This is a genomic window from Paraburkholderia sp. (assembly GCF_004298475.1).
GTDB lineage: Bacteria > Pseudomonadota > Gammaproteobacteria > Burkholderiales > Burkholderiaceae > Paraburkholderia > Paraburkholderia denitrificans.
Map to the genome: position 1 here is coordinate 20,830 of NZ_SCRP01000012.1, position 18,412 is coordinate 39,241.

Below are 18,412 nucleotides of genomic sequence, written 5' to 3' on the forward strand. Positions count from 1 at the left end.
TGGTGTTTGAGGAACGGCGGTGCGCGAAAGCGGCCGCCGTTTTTATTTGGGTGGTGTGGCGACGCGCATGCGGATGGCGCCGACCTGCAGCGTATCGAGCTGCACCTCGCATGAGCGACCTGTCACGCCGACACTTCGTATAGCTCGAGCGGAAGGCCATCGGGATCGGCGAAGAAAACGAAACGCCTGTTTGTGTACTCGTCGATACGCACGGCCTCGACTGAGATGCCTTTCGATTCAAGAAGCGCTTTGCAGGCATCGACGTTGTCGACGCCAAATGCAAGGTGCCGCAATCCACAGGCTTCCGGCCAGGACGGCCGCGGTGGAGCATCGGGAAACGAAAACAGCTCGATCTGCGATCCATCGGGAAGCATGAGGTCGAGTTTGTATGACCGCCGATGCTCCCGGTAATGCTCGGCTACGATCTGCAAGCCCAGCACCTCCGTGTAGAACCGGCGAGATACCTCGTAATTCGAGCAAATGATAGCGGTGTGATGAATGCGCAGAAGCATGATAAAAAATGGCCCACTGACGATCTCAGACGGACTCTACCGGCCTTTTTACCCCTCCCGCAAGCCTCTTGCACGCGCAGCCGCGACAGGTCGCACGCCCGAAGTTTGCTATCAATCGCAAGAAGTTGCACGGCGCTGACCTTCCGGGCGACGCCTTGCGGTTCGCTGCACCGCGTTTCAGATGCCCCAGAGCGGTGGGCTCATGGTGGCGTCATAGTCGGCGAACATGACGTTGAAGCTGACGCTCACGCGTGCTTGTGCGCTCGTGTTCGCCGACACCGAATGCGATAGCCAGGCTGGAAACAACAGCAAGGTGCCTTCGCTGACCGGCAAGACCACCTGATCCGTGTTGTAAGCCGTCAACTCTGTAACGGGCGGACGAATAACGCTCGTCTGTGGGCGCGGATCATGGAAATTGATCGTATCGGCACCCGCTTGCGCGCGCACGTAATACACGCCGCTCAGGAAATTGTTGGGATGACTGTGCATCGCGTGCGCCCCGCCTGGATTCAGTACGTTGATCCAGCATCCGGTAATGTGAAACGGGGCAGCAGCGACTTTAAGAAACGTGAGGACGTCGCGAGCAGCCTGTTCGATATGCGCGATCAGCAAGGCAAATTCCGGCCTTTTATGTTGCTGGTGACCGGACTGCCATGTGTCGCCGGTACGGGTACCGACGCCGCTGCGGATCAAAGTGTCGACATACGCCATTAGCTCGCGATCAAGCGGCTCGTAACACGCCTGCTCGAGGCGACGGCACCATACGAAAGTCGGGAAAAGTCGGATGATATCCGCGGCGGGGGCTTCCATTGCTGGTTGCGCAACGCGCTAGTCGGGACGCTCATCCATCAATATAGTTCTCCCGGCGGCAAGCACGTACGCCTTCTGCTCATGCAGCCGTGGCGTGTTGCGGCCGCTTGCCGCGCGATTTACCGGGCCCGCGTCGAATCGGTCAGATCGTCGGCCTCACGTTTCAATTCTTCGGCTTCAGCCGAACGTCGCATGTGGCTTAGCAGCGTGCCCAGATTCCGCAAGGTGCGTGCTTCATCCTGCCGCCAGGTCGATGGATCGTCTTGTGCGAGTTTGCGGTAAAGATCCAGCGCACGACGCCACGCGTCTTCCGCTTCGCGCGGCCTGCCCGTGCGGCTGTAGAGCACACCCAGATTGTTCAGTATCCGCGCCTCGTCAGGCTGGTAATCGGCCGGCGTATCGCGAGAGAGGGCGTGAACGATATGCAGGGCCTGCTGATACGCCTGCAATGCCTTTGCCGGCTGCCGTTCGAGTCGGTACAGCACGCCCAGATTGCCCAGCGTACGCGCCAGGTCGGGCCCGTAAATTGCGGGGCTTTCGCGGGCGAGCTGCCGGCGGATCTTCAGCGCTTCCCGGTAGGCGTGCTCTGCTTGCGGCAGATGCTCGTTTGCGCTGTAAAAGTTCCCGAGGTTATTCAACGTACGTGCAAGCGCCGGACGCCAGGCCGCAGGATTATCGTGTGCGAGCGCGCGCTGGATCCCGATGGCCTCGAGATAGGCGAGTTCCGCGTCATGCGTGCGCTGTGTCGCACTGTAGAGGATGCCGAGGTCATTGAGTGTCGTCGCGACTGCGGGCCGGTACGTGACCGGGTCCTGTCGCGCCAGTGCGCGGTCGAGGGCGAGGACTTCGCGCCACGCATCTGCCGCATCCTGAAGACGTTGCGTGTCGCGGTACAACGTTGCGAGGCTGTCAATGGTCCTGGCCACTGCGGGACTGTAGGCCGAAGGATTCACACGCGCGAGCGCCCAGTAGATTTCGAGCGCGTGCAGCCATGCGGCTTCGGCTTCCTTCTGCTGCTGCCGCATGAGATACAGGCTGCCAAGCTTGCCGAGCGTCCGCGCGATGGACGGCTGCACGGTGAGGGGCTTTTGTTGCGCAAGCATCCGATACTGGTTCAGCAGCGCCTGATACACCGGTTCCGCGCGCTCGGGTTCGTGCTGTTCGAGCAGCGTGTCGGCGTATGCGGTGGCGATGTCCATATCGTCGGGTTGCAGTGCGTGCGCCTTCGTCAGGTACGGTAACGCGTTCCATGGCATGAAGCGAAGCAGTTCGATGCTCGCCGCGTCGTAGTTGCGCGCTGCAGATAGCTGGGCGGTAGTGGGCACTTCAGCGATGAGCCGGATAAGAAGCGCGGATGCGTTATCCAGATCGAGGCGCCGCGCAGCTGCGTCGAATTGCAGTTCGGTGGGATCCGCGCTGCGTGTGATCGACAACCTGCGCAGCAGATCTTCATAACGTGCGCTCCATTTCGACGCTTCGGCTGTGGGGTCGATATCGGGGCGCGTCCTGATCTGCGATGCGAGGTTTTCGAGGATTGTTTCGAAGTTGACGAACGTCGCGTCGCTTGTGGGTTTGCTGTGGTCTGTCTGCGAGAAGACAGCATGCAGCATCACGTTGGCGGCTGTCGCCAGCGCAACGCGTTGCGCTGCGGAAAGACCGTCGCTTTTCACTGCGCGGTTCAGGCGCTCAGTGACGCGCGCGATTGCGGGTGCCGACACGGCGCAGCGGGTCCGCATTTCGAGTCCATGCGTGACGTCGACCTCGGAGAACGACGGCGAACACGCACCGGCTACGTCGGCAGCGGCGCATGTGATGGACAGCGCGGCCATTGCGATGCCGGACAGAATCTTGCACGCATTCATTTCCAGTCAGGTCTGAAGCGTTACCGGTGCAGCGTTAAGCGGCGCATCGCCTCGCCTCTCGCTGCGCTGCGACATCGCGCGTATTCATTCTATCGAATACAGGTAAGCAAGTTCGGTGCGAGGCGGGTTGCGAGTTTTTTTCCTCGGCTCGCAACCAGGATCAAAGCCAGGATCAAAGTCGACGGAATAGCAGGCTGGCATTGACGCCCCCAAAACCAAAGCCATTGGAGATCGCATAGTCCGTCGATAGCTTGCGAGCCGATCCGCTGACAATGTCGATGCCTTCCGCTGCCGAATCAGGCTGCATCAAGTTGAGCGTGGGCGGCGCAAGCTGGTCGCGCAGCGCAAGCACCGTGAAAATGGCTTCCACGCCGCCGGCCGCGCCAAGCAAATGTCCCGTCGAGGACTTGGTGGCTGATACGGCGGGACCTCGATCGGCTCCGAATACAGCCTTGATGGCGGCCAGCTCGCTGATGTCACCGACCGGCGTGGATGTCGCATGGGCGTTTAAATGCCCGATCTGCCTGGGTTCAATGTTTGCCTGCCGGATTGCCAGTTCCATCGCGCGTCGTCCGCCGGCACCGTCATTGGGCGGAGACGTCATATGGTATGCGTCGGCGCTCGTGCCATAACCGAGCACTTCCGCAATCGGCGTTGCGCCTCGTCGCAATGCGTGCTCCAGTTCTTCTATGACGAGCATGCCGGCGCCTTTTCCCATGACAAAACCATCTCGTCCAATATCGAACGGGCGGGATGCCTGGGTGGGATGGTCATTAAAGCCCGTGGACATGGTTCTTGCGGCGGCGAATGCCCCCAGGCTGACGCGATCGATGCAGGCCTCGGCTCCGCCACACACGGCAATATCGGCTTCGCCAGCGCGAATCAGGCGCGCTGCATCGCCAATGGCCTGTGCGCTGGCAGCACAGGCAGTAACCGGTGCGCTGAGGGGACCACGAAAGCCGTGGCGGATGGAGATATGGCCTGCGGCCATATTGGCCAGAAAACTGGGGACGGTGAAAGGAGAAAGCCGCCGTGGCCCGCGGTTATCAGTCGTTCTCACGGCATCCACAATCGCACCGAAACCACCAACGCCAGACGCCACAATTGTTGCTGTCCTTTCGCGAGCGCTTTCCGTTTCAGGCTGCCAGCCGGACTGATTCAAAGCCTGTTGCGCTGCGGCCAGCGCAAACACAGTGAACCGATCCATTTTCTTCTGGTCCTTGGGTTCGACTGCGAGGTCAGGATCGAATCCCCACGGACAATCTGACGTCAACATCCGCACGACGCCACCGACTTTTGATGCAATCCCTTCCGTGACGTCGTCAGGCAAGCCAACCAGGCCTGAATCGCCATTCAGGAGACGGCTCCAGACGGATTCAACGTCACATCCCAACGGCGACACCATACCCATGCCAGTCACGACAATGCGTCTTGTATTCAAACCATGCCCCACTTTTAATTGGTGAAGATATGCGACCAATGATTGGCGCAACGCGCCATGCGGCAACGATTACAAATGCCAGACACCGCAGAAATTACCCGCCAGTATAGGCGCGAGAGGAGCAAGAAATTGACGCATCGCGCCAATCGATATGCAAACTGCGTCATAATGAGCGAACCATGAACCTGTCCTGGCAACGCCCTCTCACGGTTTCTTCTCACTTCTTGCACGGGATGCTGCGCTTCATTCGCACCCGTCACGGGGAAGACGGGGCAGCACAGGCGCTTGCAAGCGCCGCCATCCCGCAGTCCCTTTTAAATCAGCCTGATGCGCGAATGACACGCGAGCAATACGTCGCGTTGTACAGGACAGTCGCGGCGACACTCGATGATGAAATGCTGGGACTGTGGTCCAGGCCGATCCGGGGCGGCACGTTAAAGTACCTGATGCTCAGCTTGCTGGACGCGCCCACCGTGTTGGTAGCGTTCAATCGTTTTGTTCGCTTCTGGAATTTGCTGCTGGATGACTACCGACTGCAGATTTCAACGAAGCATGATCTGGTGCGACTGGCATTAGTGGAAAGGACGCCTGGCACGCAGGTCACGCCACTCGGGCATGAGTTAATGATGAAGCTGGCTCACGGCATCGCATCGTGGCTGCTCGGCAGGGAAATCATCCTGCACCGGGTCGAGTTCAGCTTCGCGAGGCCGAGGCATGTAGAGGACTATGCATTCTTGTACCCCGGCCCGGTGCACTTTGATTCAGGGGTGACGAGCATTTATTTCCTGTACCAGGATTGCGCGGAACTGTTTAAACGCGAGAAGCACGAGCTATGGGCCTTCCTGAAACGCGCTCCTGGTGACTGGACGTTCACCGCATTTCATCACGGTTCCATTGTGGCTAAAGCGCGCGAGTATCTTGAACAGAACATTGCGCAGCCGGTAACGATACGGGATCTTGCGCAGGCGTTGCACACCTCCGTACGCACGCTCAACCGTAGATTTGCAGACGAAGGAACGAGTTTTCAGATGGTGAAAGACGGGCTGCGAAGGGATATCGCGGTGCATCGGCTGACAAACTCGAATACGAGCGTGGCAGTGCTCGCGTTCGATCTCGGTTTTTCGGATGCCACCGGTTTCTGTCGCGCATTTAAGCATTGGACCGGCAGTAGTCCGTCTGATTATCGGAAGGGCACGCGTGAGGGTGGGTGAAGAGAAAGAGGCTTGACCAGGTAAATTTCAACGGTTTTGTCTAGACGCACCGCTTCTCCAGTCGACGATCGTGCCGCACACGTCGAACACGAGAGCCCTGATACCGGTGTGCCTGTTCATGTCGCCCCCTTCCCGGCGAATGCCTGGCGAGTTGGTCAGCATGCCTTCAGTTCGATGGCCAGACGACCACTGGCTCCGCTACCGTTGGCGCCTGTTCGAGCCGGTTGCCGCCGAGTGACTTCGCACGATACAACGCGCGATCGGCGACCGAGAGCAGGTCGGCGAGGCACGCAGTTGCGTGATTCGATTCGGCGAGACCCACGCTGACGGTGGCGCGAACGCAGTCGCCGTCGGCGTCGTGGGACATCGCTGCGAACCGGTGGGCGACCGTCTCGCCGGTCTTTTTTGCGCGGACACTGTCGCAGTCCGGCAACAGGGCAGCAAACTCCTCGCCGCCAGTGCGGGCGAGAATCGCGTCGGCACCCGTGACAAACCGGAGGGTATCGGCAAATGACCTTAAAACCTCATCGCCGCTTTTGTGTCCATGGCGGTCGTTAATGCTCTTGAAGCGATCGAGATCGAATGCAAGGAGCGCGAGCGGTCGCCGATCCTGCGCGCAGTCGCAGAAAATCCGCTCCCCCTCTTCGAAAAACAGCTTTCGATTACCGAGGCGAGTCAGATAATCGGTACGCGATTCCTGCATCAGTTCGCCATGAACTTCCTCTCGGGTGAGCCGAAGTAGTGTCATCGGCAAAATGACCGAGTAGAGAACGCCCTCGTACATCGTGACGTTGCTGGCAATCGCCAGCAGATTCGAGCCGAACCGCGGGACCAGCCAGGGCAGGATGAAAGCTCTTGCGGCGTAAAACGACGCGTGAATGACCACCACCGCCACGGCGACACGCCGGGCCTGGACCGCCGGAACGCCATCGCTTCGCATCAGCTCGCGGGCCGTCATGGCCGAAACCAGCGCGATGGGAGCGGCGCTCGCATAGAGCCACATGACGACCTGCCGACGCGCGCCACCCGCGGCCCACGCGACGCCCATCAGAACCAGCAGACCGATCGAGGCCGCGAGATACCGCCGGCCGTTGAACATCGCGATACCGCGCAGCACCAGGAGATAGCCGCCGAGAATCACGAGATTGGACAGCGCCGCGCCGGCGACGCCGGGCAGTTCGCCCCGGAACCGGGCCACCCCGCAGCCGATGCCGAGCAGGGCATATCCGGCCGCCAGCATGCGCAATTCCTTGCCTCGCTTGGGATGAGACACGTGCTCCCAATATGTCATGGCGGAACTGGCAAACAAGGTTCCGATTACAAGCAGGTAAAGGGTGGCTAGATCGATTTTCATCGCTGACGAAGAACGGTATTGCACGGCGCATCCTAGCGAAAGAATGATGGAATAGCCAGCGGGATTATCTGGGGCGTCAGATAGTCGGAAGGATTAAATCAGGCGCGGAATAATAGGGGCAAACGTTTCAACCGGCGGCTGGAAGGCGATGCGGTGAATCGTTCATTCAGGGGATTCTCATCAGGACTGGCGGAATACAGCCAGCGCCTCGACACCGCTCCTGTGCGTGCAGCCCGTTATGCAGCCCGTTACACAGCCCGCTATACAGCGAGAAAGATTTCGCACCTTATACCCGCTTTTCCGGTCAAATAATAAGGCCGCCCGAACTGCCGTTCAGGGCGCCCCGCACGTCTGCGCCTACCGGCATGGGTTGTGCGCGTGATCTCCTGCACGGATTCGATATCTGAAGAACAAGGAGGGCGGTCATGACCACGACTGCCAGTTTTCACATCGGGTATACGCGATATCTCGGTCCCGAAGGCGAGCCCGTGCAGCCCTTGCCGGCCTTTGCGCAAGAACCCGAGGCGCTGATTTCCCTCTATCGCGCGATGGTGCTGACCCGCGCGTTCGATACCAAAGCCGTTGCGCTGCAACGCACCGGCAAGCTCGGTACGTTTGCGTCGTCGGTGGGGCAGGAGGCGATCGGCGTGGGCGTCGCGAGCGCGATGCAGGCCGACGACGTGCTGTTCCCTTCGTACCGCGATCATGCGGCGCAATTGCTGCGCGGCGTCACGATGACGGAAAGCCTGCTCTATTGGGGCGGCGACGAACGCGGCAGCGACTTCAGCGTGCCGCGACTCGACTTTCCGAATTGCGTCCCCATCGGTACGCAGGTGTGCCATGCCGCCGGTGCGGCCTACGCGTTCAAGCTGCGCGGCGAGCCGCGCGTCGCCGTTGCGATCTTCGGCGATGGCGGCACGTCGAAAGGCGACTTCTACGAAGCGATGAACATGGCGGGCGTCTGGCAGGCGCCGGTCGTGCTCGTCATCAACAACAACCAGTGGGCGATCTCGGTGCCGCGCAGCACGCAGAGCGCGGCGCAGACGCTTGCGCAGAAGGCGGTCGCGGCCGGCATCGACGGCTTGCAGGTCGACGGCAACGATGTCATCGCCGTGCATCAGGCGATGCATGCGGCGCTCGCGAAAGCGCGGCGAGGCGACGGCCCGACGCTGATCGAAGCGCTCAGTTATCGACTCGGCGATCATACGACGGCCGACGATGCAACACGCTATCGCGACTCCGATGAAATTCAGAAGCAATGGGAATACGAGCCGCTGCTGCGTTTGCGCAAGTATCTGATGCGGATGAACGTCTGGAACAAGGCGCAGGACGAGCAGCTCGGCAAGGCGTGTCACGCACAGGTCGAAGCAGCCGTCGAAGCGTATCTCGCGGTCCCGCCGCCCGATACATCCGCGATGTTCGATCACTTGTACGAGACCCTGCCGCATGCAATGCGTGAGCAACTTGAAAGCGCGCAGCGATTCGCGCCGATAGCGGGCCACGGCCGGAACGGCCGGAATGGGAGCAACGGCCATGGCTGATCTGAACATGATCGACGCGCTCAATCTGGCGCTCGCATACGAACTCGAACACGATCCCGACGTCGTGCTGCTCGGCGAGGACATCGGCGTGAATGGCGGCGTGTTTCGCGCGACGGTCGGCCTGCAGGCACGCTTCGGCGCGCAACGCGTGCTCGATACGCCGCTCGCTGAAACAGCGCTTGCGGGCACGGCAATCGGCATGGCGGCGATGGGACTGAAGCCCGTCGTCGAGATCCAGTTCAGCGGGTTTCTGTACCCGGTGATCGATCACGTGCTCAATCATGCGTCGCGTCTGAGGAATCGGACGCGCGGACGCCTCAGCTGTCCGCTTGTGATCCGCGCGCCGTGCGGGGCAGGCATCCACGCACCCGAGCATCACTCCGAAAGCCCCGAAGCGCTGTTCGCGCATATTCCAGGCTTACGCGTTGTCACGCCTTCTTCGCCGGCGCGCGCATACGGGTTGTTGCTGGCCGCGATTCGCGATCCCGATCCGGTGATCTTCTTCGAACCGACGCGCCTCTATCGCCTGTTCCGGCAGACAGTGGATGACGACGGCGAAGCGCTGCCGCTCGACACCTGCTTCACACTTCGTGACGGCCCGGATGCGACGCTGGTGAGCTGGGGTGGCGCCGTGCAGGATGCATTGGGCGCCGCCGATCTGCTCGCGCAGGACGGCGTGATGGTCGAAGTGATCGACGTCGCGACGCTCAAGCCGATCGACATGAACACGATTCTCACGTCGGTGGCGAAGACGGGCCGCTGCGTGATCGTGCACGAGGGCTCGCGCACGGGCGGCATTGGCGCGGAGATCGCCGCCGGTATCGCCGAGCGCGGACTTTATTCGCTGCTCGCGCCTGTGCAGCGCGTGACCGGCTACGACGTCGTCGTGCCCCTTTACCGGCTCGAGAATCAATACATGCCAGGTGCCTCGCGCATCGTCGCTGCGGTGAAGCAAGCTCTGGAGGCATCGTAAAGCCATGAAAATCTTCAAACTGCCCGATCTGGGCGAAGGCTTGCAGGAAGCGGAGATCGTCGAGTGGCATGTAAGCGATGGCGATGAAGTCGGCGCGGATCAACCGCTGCTGTCGGTCGAAACGGCGAAGGCGATCGTCGATATTCCGTCGCCGCAATCCGGTCGCGTCGCGAAGCGGTTCGGACAGGTGGGCGATATCGTGCATCTGGGCGCGCCGCTCGTCGCGTTCGAAGGCGAGGGCGATGATGCAGACGCGGGCACTGTCGTCGGCCATATGGAAGTCGGCCGGCATGTCATGCACGAAGCGTCTGCGTTGGCTGGCGCGGGCGAGGGGGGAGGCGCGGGCGGCGCCGTGATCAGGGCGATTCCGGCGGCGCGCGCGCTTGCGCGCAAGCTGGATGTCGATCTGTCGATGGTGACGCCGTCCGGCCCGGAAGGCGTCATCACGACGGCTGACGTGCAGCGCCTCGCGAAGATGCTTGGCGAAGTCGGTCCGCCCGAAGTGCTGCGTGGCGTGCGGCGTGCGATGGCGCGCAACATGGCGCGCGCGCAAAGCGAAGTGGCCGCCGCTACCGTGATCGACGATGCCGACATTCACGCGTGGCCGCCGCACACCGACGTGACGATCCGGCTGATCCGTGCGCTGGTCGCGGGCTGCCGTGCGGAGCCGGGACTGAACGCATGGTTCGATGGACATACGGGGCGGCGTCACGTACTTGAGAAGATCGATCTCGGCATTGCCGTCGATCTGCCCGATGGGCTTTTCGTACCCGTGCTGCGCGATGTCGCGCATCGTGACGCGGCGGATCTGCGCGGCGGTCTCGACCGGATGCGCGCCGATATCCGCGCACGCAAGATTCCGCCGGAAGAGATGCGCGGCAACACGATCACGCTGTCGAACTTCGGGATGATTTCGGGGAAGTACGCGGCGCCCATCGTCGTGCCGCCGACCGTCGCGATCCTCGGTGCGGGGCGCATCCATGAACAGGTGGTCGCGGAACACGGCGCGCCTGCTATTCACCGGATCTTGCCGCTCAGCCTGACGTTCGATCACCGCGTCGTGACGGGCGGCGAAGCCGCGCGTTTCCTGGCGGCGACGATCGCGGATCTGCAGCGCGCGTGACAGCCGCTCACCTCATCAATGCATAGGCGCTGGCAGCGAGCGTTTGGCCGCCCGCAAGACTGCGTGACTGAAAACCCGATCGCCGGCTTCGACTGCCTCGCAGTTGGATGTGCATGCATGGTTCGGGAAGCGCGCTGTTGCCGCCGCCGCTGCCGTCAACGGGGGTCATTGAACATCGATACGGGGATGGCCGACAGTCCGCAAAACGCGGCGCTGTTCAGTGGTTAGCGTGGCCACGAATAGCCGGCGGTCGTGACAGCGCGTATCACTCAAATCGGCCAGGCGGACTATCATGATAGAAGCTGTATTCATTAGCGCAGGAGCAGATCATGCAGAACGTGCTGGTCGGTTATGACGGTTCGGCGTCCGCGCAATACGCCGTTGCTTTCGCGGTCGATCTCGCAAGGCGTTTCGACGCGCGCTTGCATGTGCTCGTCGTCGCACGCACGCCGGACTGGGGGGCAATCGAAGTCGAGCGAAAAAGTCTGATCGAGTTCGAAGTGCGCCATGCCAACGAGATCCTCGACGAAATCAAGGCAAAGCTCGCCGCTTCGATCGAGGCCGTGACGTTCGATCTCGTGGTCGGCCCGCCAGCGAAGGAAATCGTGCTGTACGCGGAGCGGCATGCTATCGACCATCTCGTGGTGGGGCATCGCGGACATACGCCGTTCGATCGCTGGCTGATCGGCTCGGTCGCCCGCCAGGTTCTCGCCTACGCGCCGTGCGCGGTCACCATCGTGCGCGATCCGGCGATGATGAAAAAATCGCGGCACGAGAACTGAGCACCATCGGCATAAGATCGGCTGGTTGAATCCGCCGTCATTATCTGGATCTGATGACGGCCTCACATCTTGCCGACGCTCGTGATTATTCTCGCCGCGCTCGCGGCATCTCTTTCGAAGTTGATCCCCGCAATCGGCGAATGTTGATTGCGGTTCCGATGCCGCCTGAGCAGCAGGACCGCGATTCAGGCCAGCGCACTTAGGTGCAGACCTTGTCGTGAATGAGGCGCGTGTGAGTGTGCAGACTGTCGCGGCTGAATCGGCGTGTGCGGTCGGGGCGCCTGCGGGATCTGCGACGGTTGCAGCCCGTATCGACGCACAAATGGAAAGGCGAAGGCCCCACGCTGTCGAGGAAGGTTGTGGGGCCTTCTGGATCGCTGCTGTTTTTATTCAAGACCGCGGCGACCTGTAGATAAGTGTATCGATGCCGAACCGAAATGATCTTGAGGATTCTCAATTTATGTACCGTGGCGTCTGTGGCGGAATCGCGCAGTGGCGCCGCACGACGCCTGGTTACGACGCGAAGTCTATACGGATACTCCCGGTTCAAATCCATCGAACACAAGCATGACTGGATGACGCTGTTTTAACTGGCCAATCGGCGAGCGATCAGTCAGCTTTCTAAATCCTTTCAAACATCGGCAGGTTTCAGGAATCGGGCATGCTGCTATCAGACTAGTTAGTGTGCCCAATGTCTGGACCGGGCCTTGACACAGTCCGATGATTCGCTTCGCTTGCTGGCGGGCCGCCAAATCCCGGCCGGATGGCGCGTAGGCAAAATGGAGCCGGTACTGCAATCGCCACTGCAATCGCCCGAAACCTGCGGCGAGTCGTAAACACCGTGGCCATGCCGTTCGCCGTTCAGGCGAACATGTTGTGGCATGATTCCAAACTCTGTATCTGCTATTTCGTCCGGTTCGTATATCGCGCAGCGAAACAAGGTGGACAGATGATTGATGACGCCAACCGTGGTTTCAGTCGCAGCCGCTTGCGCTGGCATTCGCACAGTGCGTCTCGCCGCCATGCAGCCTGTGCGACGGTCGCGCGTGTTGCAGGGGTCACTGTCCTGATCGCCTTCTCCGGCTGCACGGTGGGTCCGAATTACCATACGCCCGCGCCGCCCGCCACCAACACCTACACACCCACGCCGCTGCCCGATCAGACGGCCTCGTCGCCGGGCGCATCGGGCGTGCCGCAACAGTTCGTCGCCGGTCTCGACATTCCCGCCCAGTGGTGGACGCTTTTTCATTGCGCGCCGCTCGACACGCTGATCCGCGAAGCGCTCGCCAACAGCGCCAACGTCGCCGCGGCGCAAGCGGCGCTCAGGCAGGCCGGCGAGAATCTTCGCGCGCAAATGGGCACCACGCTGTATCCGTCCGTCGATGCAAAGGCGAATGCGACGCGCGAGAAGTTCAGCGGCGTCACTTTCGGTCAGCCGCAACTCACGGAGCTTTTGAACCTCTACAACGCATCGGTGAACGTGTCGTACAACCTCGATGTGTTCGGCGGAGGAAGGCGCGAGCTCGAATCGTTGCGCTCGCAGGTCGATTTCCAGGGCTTTCAGTTGCAGGCTGCCTATCTCGCGTTGTCCGCAAACATCGTGACAGCGGCCATCAAGGAAGCCTCGCTGCGCGAGCAGATCGAAGCGACCGGGCACATCGCCGACGACGAAGACGCGCAGCTCGGCATATTGCGCCAGCAGCTCGCGCTAGGCGGCGTGAGCCGCGTCGCCGTGCTTTCGCAGGAAACGCTCGTGGCCCAGACCCGCGCGACGTTGCCGCCGTTGCGTCAGTCGCTCGACCAGACGCGTCACCAGCTCGCGGTCCTGGCGGGCAAGCCGCCGAGCGATACGGACGTGCCCGAGTTCAGGATGTCGATGTTCACACTGCCGCAGACGTTGCCGGTCAGCGTGCCGTCGTCGCTCGTGCGGCAGCGACCCGATATTCTCGCCGCCGACGCCACGCTGCATCAGGCGAGCGCCCAGGTCGGCGTCGCGACCGCAAACATGTATCCGCAGCTCACGCTCTCAGCGAATTATGGCCCGGAGGCGTTGACGCCCGCGGGCCTTTTCAGGTCTGCCGACATGATCTGGAGCATCGGCGCAGGCCTCACGCAGCCGATTTTTCACGGTGGCCAGTTAAGTGCGCAAAAGCGCGCAGCAGAAGCGGCATTCGATCAGGCCAATGCGCAATACCGGCAAACCGTGCTGCTGGCGTTTCAGAATGTCGCCGATACGTTGCGCGCGCTACAACACGATGCAACCGGTCTGAACGCGCAAACGCAAGCATGGCGCGCGGCCGGCGGTGCGCTCGAACTGACGCACGGCCAGTTTCGCGTCGGCGGCGTCAGTTATCTGGCGCTGCTCGATGCACAGCGTCAATACCAGCAGACCGTCGTGAATCTCACGCAGGCGCAAGCCGCGCGCTACGCGGATACGGCGGCGCTGTTCCAGGCGCTCGGTGGCGGCTGGTGGAACGATACGGCGACGAGCGCGGCAGCACAGCCCACATCGGCCATGCCGAAGTGAATCCTGCCCCATGCAGAGCGGTTTGCCCTGCAAGGACATGACGATGACGACGAAAAAACCGATGGCGAAGCGGATGATCATCATGCTGTTCTGCGTGGGCTTGCTGCTGGCCGCGCTGTTCGGCTTCAATCTGTTCCGGGCGCACATGATCAGGAAGTTCATGGCGAGCAACACTGCGCCGCCCGCCACCGTCACGGCCGCTGTCGCCGGCTATCAGACATGGCAGCCGCAGCTTGCCGCCGTGGGCAGCCTGCGCGCGGTGCGCGGCGTCGACGTGACGACGGAAGTGGCCGGGCTCGTGCGCGAGATCGTGTTCATCTCGGGCCAGGACGTGAAGGCGGGCCAGGTGCTCGTGCGCCTGAATGACGATTCGGACCGCGCGCAACTCGCATCGCTGCAAGCTGCGGCTGAACTTGCGAAAACGGTCTACACGCGCGACAAGGCGCAGTTCGGCATTCAGGCGATTGCCAGGGCGCAGCTCGATGCCGACGCGGCCGACCTTAAAAGCAAAAGAGCCCAGGTCGATCAACAGGCCGCGCTCGTCGAAAAGAAAACGATTCGCGCGCCGTTCGCGGGACGCGTCGGCATCACGACAGTTAATCCCGGCCAGTACATCAACCCGGGCGATGCCATCGTGACGCTGCAAGCCATCGACCCGATCTACGCAGACTTCTTTCTGCCGCAAAGGCAACTCGGGCAATTGCACGTCGGCCAGACCATTGCTGTCGATACGGATGCGTTCGGCAACCGCGCCTTCGACGGCAAGATCCGGTCGATCAATCCGCGCGTGGACAGCGCGACGCGCAATGTTCAAATCGAGGCGACCGTCGACAATCGCGAGCGCAAGCTATTGCCCGGCATGTATGCGAACGTGAAGGTCGATGCGGGCAGCGTGCAGCGCTATCTGACCTTGCCGCAAACGGCGATCACCTATAACCCGTATGGCGCGACCGTGTTCATCGTGAAGCCCGGTGAGCGAAAGAATGCACAAGGTAAGATCATGCCCGTCGCGCAACAGGTGTTCGTCACGCCAGGCCCGACGCGTGGCGACCAGGTCGCGATTCTCAAGGGCATCAGCGAAGGTACGCAGGTCGTAACGAGCGGTCAGTTGAAGCTGAAAAACGGCACGCCGCTGGTGATCGATAATCGCGTGCAGCCTGCGAATAACCCGAATCCGACGCCTCAGGAACAATAGAGGGCCGTGCGATGAAATTTACCGACATCTTCATCGAACGCCCGGTGCTCGCATCGGTGGTGAGTCTGCTGATACTCGTGCTCGGCTTGCGCTCGCTCGCGGCGCTAAAAGTTAACGAATATCCGCAAACCGAAAACGGTGTGGTGACAATCACCACCGCGTACTATGGCGCGAGCGCCGACACGATGGCCGGCTTCATCACGCAGCCGCTCGAAGCCGCGATTGCTCAGGCACAGGGCATCGACTACATGTCGTCGACGAGCAGCACGGGCGTCTCGACGATCGTCGCGACGCTGCGCCTGAACTACGACTCCAATCGTGCGCTGACCGAGATCAACACGCAGATCGCATCGGTGCGCAACCAGTTGCCGCCGCAGGCGCAACAGCCGGTGCTGACCGTGCAAGTGGGACAAACCACCGACACGATGTACATGGGTTTTTACAGTGACGTGCTGCCGAGCAACAACGTCACGGATTATCTGCTGCGCGTCGTGAAGCCGAAGCTCGATTCGATCCAGGGCGTGCAGACGGCGGAAATTCTCGGCGGCCGTCAATTCGCGCTGCGCGCATGGCTCGATTCGAGCAAATTGGCCGCACACAACGTGACCGCTGGCGACGTCTTCACGGCGCTTGGCAACAACAATTATCTGGCGACGCTCGGCACGACCAAAGGCCAGATGATCAGCGTCGATCTGAATGCGGGCACCGATCTGCATTCCGTCGATGACTTCAGGAAACTCGTCGTCGCGCAGAAGAACGGCGCGATCGTGCGCCTCGAAGACGTCGCGAACGTCGTGCTCGGCGCGGACAATTACGACTTCAATGTCGCGTTCAGCGGCAAGCGATCGGTGTTCATCGGCATCAAGGTCGCGCCGGATGCGAACGTGCTCGACGTCGCGAAGCGCGTGAGAACGGTTTTCCCGGACCTGCAGAAGCAGTTCCCGACGGGCATGACGGGCGACATCGTCTACGACGCCACCGACTTCATCAACACGGCCATCGCAGAAGTGGTGAAGACCCTCGTCGAAGCGCTGCTGATCGTGACGGTCGTGATCTTCCTTTTCCTCGGCAGTTTCCGCGCGGTGATCGTGCCTGTGATTGCGATGCCGCTCTCGTTGGTCGGCACGTTCTTCGTGATGCAGGTGCTCGGCTATTCCATCAATCTGCTGACACTGCTTGCGCTCGTGCTTGCAATCGGTCTCGTCGTTGACGACGCAATTATCGTGGTCGAGAACGTCGACCGGCATATGAAGAAAGAGGGCCGGCAGCCCCTCGAAGCCGCACTGATCGCCGCGCGCGAACTCGGCGGACCGATTCTCGCCATGACGGTCGTATTGATCGCCGTGTACGTGCCGATCGGCTTTCAAGGCGGGCTGACGGGCGCGCTGTTTACCGAGTTCGCGTTCACGCTGGCGGGCGCTGTCGCCGTGTCGGGCGTGATTGCGCTGACGCTTTCGCCGATGTTGTGCTCGCGCTTTTTCCGCAGAGACCAGGAGTCGGGCCGCTTTGCGAGCTTCGTCGATCGGCAGTTCGAACGCGTCCATCACGGCTATCGGAATCTGTTGCATGCGATGCTCGATACGTGGCCGGTATTTATCGTCATGGGCGCGCTGCTCCTGGTCGGCACCGTGTATCTCTTCATGACGTCGAAATCGGAGCTTGCACCGCAGGAGGATCAGGGCATCGTGCTGTCCCAGATCCAGGGGCCGCCCAATGCGACGATCCAGCAGATGCAGACCTACGCGGACCAGGTCTTCGATATCTCGAAGCAGTTGCCCGAATACGCGCAGATGTTCCAGCTCACGGGCGAGCCGACGTTGAACCAGGGCATCGGCGGCGTGCTCTTCAAGACGTGGGACAAGCGCAAGAAGGGCGCGACGCAATTGCAGGAGGAATTGCAGCAGAAGTGGAACGGTATTGCGGGCGCACGTGTCGCCGCATTTCAGTTTCCGCCGCTGCCGGGTGCACGAGGTTTGCCTGTGCAATTCGTCATCAGCACGACGGAGCCGTTCGAAAACCTGAATGAAGTGTCGCAAGCCGTGCTGCAAAAGGCACGGGAAAGCGGCATGTTCTTCTTCGTCGACAGCGATCTGAAGATCGACAAGCCAGAAAGCGTATTGCTCGTGGACCGCGACAAAGTCGCTTCGCTCGGCCTGACGCAGAGCGATGTCGGGCAAACGCTGGGCGCTGCGCTCGGCGGCAATTTCGTCAACTACTTTTCGATTGCAGGCCGCTCGTACAAGGTGATTCCGCAGGTGCTGCAAACGGACCGGTTGAATCCGTCGCAAGTGCTCGACTATTACTTGCGCACGCCCAGTGGCAGCGTGATTCCGGCATCGACGGTCACGCATCTGCAGCAGAATGTTGTGCCCGAATCGATCAATCACTTCCAGCAGCTTAATTCGGCAACGATTTCCGGCGTGCTCGCGCCGGGCATCTCGCAAGGCGAAGTGCTCGACTTCCTGCGCAAAGTCACCGCAGAAGTCGCGCCGACGGGCTACACGGCCGACTATTCGGGTTTGTCGCGGCAGTTCGTGCAGGAATCTGGCGGCTTCGTGATCACGTTGCTGTTTGCAACGATCATCGTGTTTCTCGCGCTTGCGGCTCAGTTCGAGAGCTTCCGCGATCCGGTCGTGATTCTCGTGTCGGTGCCGATGGCGTTGTTCGGTGCGCTGATCTTCATCAACCTGGGACTCACGACGCTCAATATCTATACGCAAGTGGGTCTCGTCACGCTGATGGGCCTCATCAGCAAGCACGGCATTCTGATCGTGCAGTTCGCGAATGAGCTGCAACGCGCGGGGCGCGGCAAGCGCGAAGCACTCGAAGAAGCGGCTGGCGTGCGCTTGCGGCCGATCCTGATGACGACGGCCGCGATGGTGCTGGGCGTGGTGCCGCTCGTGATCGCGTCGGGTGCGGGCGCGGCGGGCCGTAACGCGATGGGCCTCGTGATCTTTACGGGGATGTCGATCGGCACGCTATTCACGCTGTTCGTCGTGCCCGCGATGTATATGTTCCTCGCCGCGGACCATCATCGGGACCGGGCGCAGCCGGAGACAGCCTGAACGATTGAATTACGAC

Annotated in this window: 13 protein-coding genes and 1 pseudogene; 8 read left to right on the forward strand and 6 right to left on the reverse strand. The window is 61.3% G+C overall.

The features are described from left to right. Window positions 1–122: 122 nt before the first annotated feature. The 4 genes from EPN59_RS07115 to fabF all read right to left on the reverse strand — a co-directional run bounded on the left by EPN59_RS07115 (window position 123) and on the right by fabF (window position 4,664). Complete coding sequence (locus EPN59_RS07115) at window positions 123–512, reverse strand: VOC family protein (protein WP_293042918.1); 390 nt, start codon at window positions 510–512, stop codon at window positions 123–125. Window positions 513–689: 177 nt separating this feature from the next. Next, a complete protein-coding gene (locus EPN59_RS07120) occupies window positions 690–1,322 on the reverse strand; it encodes a 2OG-Fe(II) oxygenase family protein (protein WP_293042915.1) in 633 nt (210 codons plus the stop codon). 119 nt (window positions 1,323–1,441) lie between these two features. Further along, window positions 1,442–3,184: a tetratricopeptide repeat protein gene (locus EPN59_RS07125; RefSeq protein WP_293042913.1), complete on the reverse strand. Its 1,743-nt coding sequence runs from the start codon at window positions 3,182–3,184 to the stop codon at window positions 1,442–1,444. 172 nt (window positions 3,185–3,356) lie between these two features. After that, complete coding sequence (gene fabF, locus EPN59_RS07130; RefSeq protein WP_293042910.1) at window positions 3,357–4,664, reverse strand: beta-ketoacyl-ACP synthase II; 1,308 nt, start codon at window positions 4,662–4,664, stop codon at window positions 3,357–3,359. 140 nt (window positions 4,665–4,804) lie between these two features. Between fabF and EPN59_RS07135 the strand changes: the two genes are divergently transcribed. Next, the gene (locus EPN59_RS07135) at window positions 4,805–5,836 is read left to right on the forward strand and encodes an AraC family transcriptional regulator (protein WP_293042909.1); all 1,032 of its coding nucleotides are present in this window, start codon (window positions 4,805–4,807) and stop codon (window positions 5,834–5,836) included. A gap of 166 nt (window positions 5,837–6,002) precedes the next feature. Here EPN59_RS07135 and EPN59_RS07140 read toward each other — a convergent pair whose 3' ends face one another. Further along, entirely contained in the window at window positions 6,003–7,190 is a 1,188-nt protein-coding gene (locus tag EPN59_RS07140) for a GGDEF domain-containing protein (RefSeq protein WP_293042927.1), read from the reverse strand. A 425-nt stretch (window positions 7,191–7,615) separates the two neighbouring features. Between EPN59_RS07140 and pdhA the strand changes: the two genes are divergently transcribed. From pdhA to EPN59_RS07155, 3 genes are read left to right on the forward strand one after another with little or no spacing between them, the layout of a single operon-like run. Beyond that, window positions 7,616–8,731 carry a pyruvate dehydrogenase (acetyl-transferring) E1 component subunit alpha gene (gene pdhA, locus EPN59_RS07145; protein ID WP_293045775.1) on the forward strand — a complete coding sequence of 372 codons (1,116 nt, stop codon included), beginning with the start codon at window positions 7,616–7,618 and terminating at the stop codon, window positions 8,729–8,731. Next, complete coding sequence (locus tag EPN59_RS07150; protein WP_293042905.1) at window positions 8,724–9,704, forward strand: alpha-ketoacid dehydrogenase subunit beta; 981 nt, start codon at window positions 8,724–8,726, stop codon at window positions 9,702–9,704. The genes pdhA and EPN59_RS07150 overlap by 8 nt, the downstream gene beginning before the upstream one ends. Before the next feature lie 4 nt (window positions 9,705–9,708). Beyond that, window positions 9,709–10,827, forward strand: coding sequence for a dihydrolipoamide acetyltransferase family protein (locus EPN59_RS07155; RefSeq protein WP_293042904.1), 1,119 nt, complete (start codon window positions 9,709–9,711; stop codon window positions 10,825–10,827). 57 nt (window positions 10,828–10,884) lie between these two features. Here EPN59_RS07155 and EPN59_RS07160 read toward each other — a convergent pair. Continuing rightward, window positions 10,885–10,987 (reverse strand): annotated as a pseudogene (locus tag EPN59_RS07160) (SET domain-containing protein-lysine N-methyltransferase); the annotation flags it as partial. A 169-nt stretch (window positions 10,988–11,156) separates the two neighbouring features. On the opposite strand from EPN59_RS07160, the gene EPN59_RS07165 reads away from it, so the two are divergent. The 4 genes from EPN59_RS07165 (at window position 11,157) to EPN59_RS07180 (ending at window position 18,396) form a co-directional block, all read left to right on the forward strand. Continuing rightward, window positions 11,157–11,609, forward strand: coding sequence for a universal stress protein (locus EPN59_RS07165; protein ID WP_293042902.1), 453 nt, complete (start codon window positions 11,157–11,159; stop codon window positions 11,607–11,609). A gap of 949 nt (window positions 11,610–12,558) precedes the next feature. After that, complete coding sequence (locus tag EPN59_RS07170) at window positions 12,559–14,136, forward strand: efflux transporter outer membrane subunit (protein WP_293045778.1); 1,578 nt, start codon at window positions 12,559–12,561, stop codon at window positions 14,134–14,136. Window positions 14,137–14,179: 43 nt separating this feature from the next. Further along, window positions 14,180–15,331, forward strand: a complete 1,152-nt coding sequence (locus EPN59_RS07175) for an efflux RND transporter periplasmic adaptor subunit (RefSeq protein ID WP_293033952.1) — start codon at window positions 14,180–14,182, stop codon at window positions 15,329–15,331. A gap of 11 nt (window positions 15,332–15,342) precedes the next feature. Then, the gene (locus EPN59_RS07180) at window positions 15,343–18,396 is read left to right on the forward strand and encodes an efflux RND transporter permease subunit (protein ID WP_293033951.1); all 3,054 of its coding nucleotides are present in this window, start codon (window positions 15,343–15,345) and stop codon (window positions 18,394–18,396) included. Window positions 18,397–18,412: the final 16 nt, after the last annotated feature.